This window comes from Pedobacter sp. 01T416_2 (assembly GCF_056398925.1).
On the sequence record NZ_JBFTQI010000788.1, the window covers coordinates 1 to 2,648 of the forward strand.

At 41.8% G+C, this 2,648-nt stretch carries 2 protein-coding genes; one reads left to right on the forward strand and one right to left on the reverse strand.

All coding sequences use genetic code 11. The features are described 5' to 3' along the window. Positions 1-7 precede the first annotated feature (7 nt). On the forward strand, positions 8-133 hold the full coding sequence (locus AC1DPQ_RS24090; RefSeq protein ID WP_477611119.1) for a hypothetical protein: 126 nt from the start codon (positions 8-10) through the stop codon (positions 131-133). On the opposite strand, the gene AC1DPQ_RS24095 is transcribed toward AC1DPQ_RS24090, so the two are convergent. Continuing rightward, positions 130-2,648 (reverse strand): gliding motility-associated C-terminal domain-containing protein (locus tag AC1DPQ_RS24095; protein WP_477611118.1); only part of this gene is annotated, 2,519 nt, incomplete at its 5' end. The two genes, AC1DPQ_RS24090 and AC1DPQ_RS24095, sit on opposite strands and share 4 nt — an antisense overlap.

Genomic DNA, 2,648 nt, shown 5'->3' on the forward strand with positions numbered 1-2,648 from the left:
GGTAAACCTGAGTTATTCTTATGATGTAAATACTTCAGGATTACGTTCGGTAAATAATGGTACCCACGAAATTGTACTGGGTATTTTATTGAATAACCGCTATCAGGTAGTTTGTCCAAGTAGGCAATTTTAACGTAAAAGTGTTATGCTGCCACCTAGTGGTTTACATTCAGCCCGCAAATCGATCACATAATAATAAACCCCTGCTGGTAATTCTTTATCCCTAAATCTACCATCAAAAGGTTTGGTATAATTGCCGATCGATTCGTAAACCAACTGACCGCCACGGGTGTAGATTTTAATATTGGTGCCATTAAAATCTGGTAAACCCCTCACTTGCCAAACATCGTTCATACCATCTCCATTCGGGGTCATGGTGTTGGTAACCTCCAGGTTATCGTGTGTTACTTCTACATGTACCTTGGTAAACTCGCTTGTACAAGAACCCAGTTTTCTCCTCACAAAATAATCTGCCGTTTTGGCTACCCTAAATTTGAATATTCCGTTGGTGTTTTCTGAAAATGGCTTCGTATCATCAATTTTTTCAAAGAGCTGGAAGGTGCCTTCTTCTGGTGCAATTACAGGTAAAACGATATCTGAAACATAACAAACGCGTAGATCGTTGATGATGGGAGCTATGATTTTAAAAGGCTCATCTACTACGGTATAAGCCTCGCTGATGGCATAACCACAAGATGTTTTGTCTTTTACTTCTAAACGATAGGTGCCTGCGCCAACATTAATTAGATCTTGAGTGTATTGAACAGCCTCGCCAGCTTCGTTTATCCATTTAAAATCATACGCTGGAATACCACCGATTACCTGTATGCCTTTAACAGAACCTCTCTGTAAAGTACAGCCATCTTTAATTACGGTTGCTGTATTGGAAACGATGTTTAGTTTTGGCGTGATATTGATGGCGTATGGTCCTAAAATAGTTTCACAATTGTTCACATCATAGGCAAACATCCTGTAATTGCCTCCGGGCAAATTTTTAAGTTCAATAATGTTCCCTGTTTTGGTTGCACCTGCAACTGTAGCGCCTGATTCATCTACCCATTTAAACAATGTTGGAAGAACGGAACTGAAGTTTAGGTTGATACTTCCGTTAATCAACTCGCAAGTGGTGTTGTTAACGGTTGGCGTAAAGGTATAAACCGTTGGTGTTAATGCATCTACCCTGAAAGTTCTGTCTAAAGTGCAGGTATACAGCGAATTGCTGGCTCTTAATGTATAAGTTCCTGGGGCAAGGTCAATCATTTTTATTGACATGCCAGGGGAGTACGGTCCTTTTTTGATGCTTTGCCCCGTTGGGCCTAACCACTCGTATGTATCGGCATTGGTAATCGATACACCATCAATAACACCATTGTTAACACCACATCTGGCCGGAGTAACTGTCCCTCCGTTAATCGCAACATCGCTATAGGTGCCGATAAAGAAAGATGAGGAAACTGGCGAACATTGCCCTTCGTCAGAAACAGATAAAGTATAGTTGCCGCCTCCTACATTTTCCAGATCCAATGTAGTTGACACCACATCTGTACCTAAAATTCCTGTGATCGGATCGCGTTTAAACCATTTGTAGCTTAAGGTACCCGTTGCATCTGTAATGGTAATGCCTACAATAGATCCGTTTTCTTTACCACATGCTGCAGAGGTGGTTTTAGTTGGATTCCCAATTTTAGGTTGAGGTTTCCTTCTAACTGTAATCGGATCAGAATCTAATGAGCAGTTTGCTTCATCCGATACTTTTACGAAGTAGGTGCCTTCTGGTAAATTAGCTGGGTTACTTCTGCTTACCACGGCATTTGTTGCGGTATTTATCCACTCGTATTTTAATACACCTTTACCCCTTAAAACCTCAGCTGTAAATGTAAAAGTGGTTTGTCCGCAGGCAGGCGAAACTGGCAGAATAGTAGGTTTGGTTAACTTCTGATCTTTGATGATAAACACCGATGGAAATGCTTTGCAGCCATCATCAACGGTTACCTCGTAAGTGCCTACATCTAAATTGGAGATGCTTTGTGTATTTCCTTTAGGTACGCGGCTACCATCTGTTTCTATTTTTACCCAGCTAAAAGTAAAACCTTCGCGGGGCTCTGGGATGGTGATTGATCCATTGGCATTACAGGTTACAGGTTCTACTATAGCTTCGTTTGGTAATAATTCAGCAGTAGAGAAAGGAGAGGTGGTTGCATTTAATAAGCTGGCTGTTGCAGTAACCATTCCGCTTAGGGTTCCGTTGTATTCCCAACGACCATCGCTACCGGCCTGTACAGTTGCAATATAGGTTTTACCTTCACAGATACCTTGGCAATTTACGGTATAAAATAGTTCTACTTCTGAGTTGGGTGTGGCMTTACCCGAAACATAATCATTTCTTTTTTTCAGTACCTGAATGTAGGGTTGAAGGATCGATAGGGTTTTTCCGATGCCAAATGTCTTGTTGCAAAAGAAACTGTTCCTTGTGATTTTTACGGGTTTTGACGATACCGTTTCCACCCCGAAATTGTTGTTGGCGATTAAGTTTGCTTCGGCAGGTGTTGCGCCACCGATGGTTCCTCCTGCACCCAACTCTATTTTTACGCCAATTCCGTTACTCATCACTACAGCTCCGGCAGCATCGGTACCAATGGCATTACCGG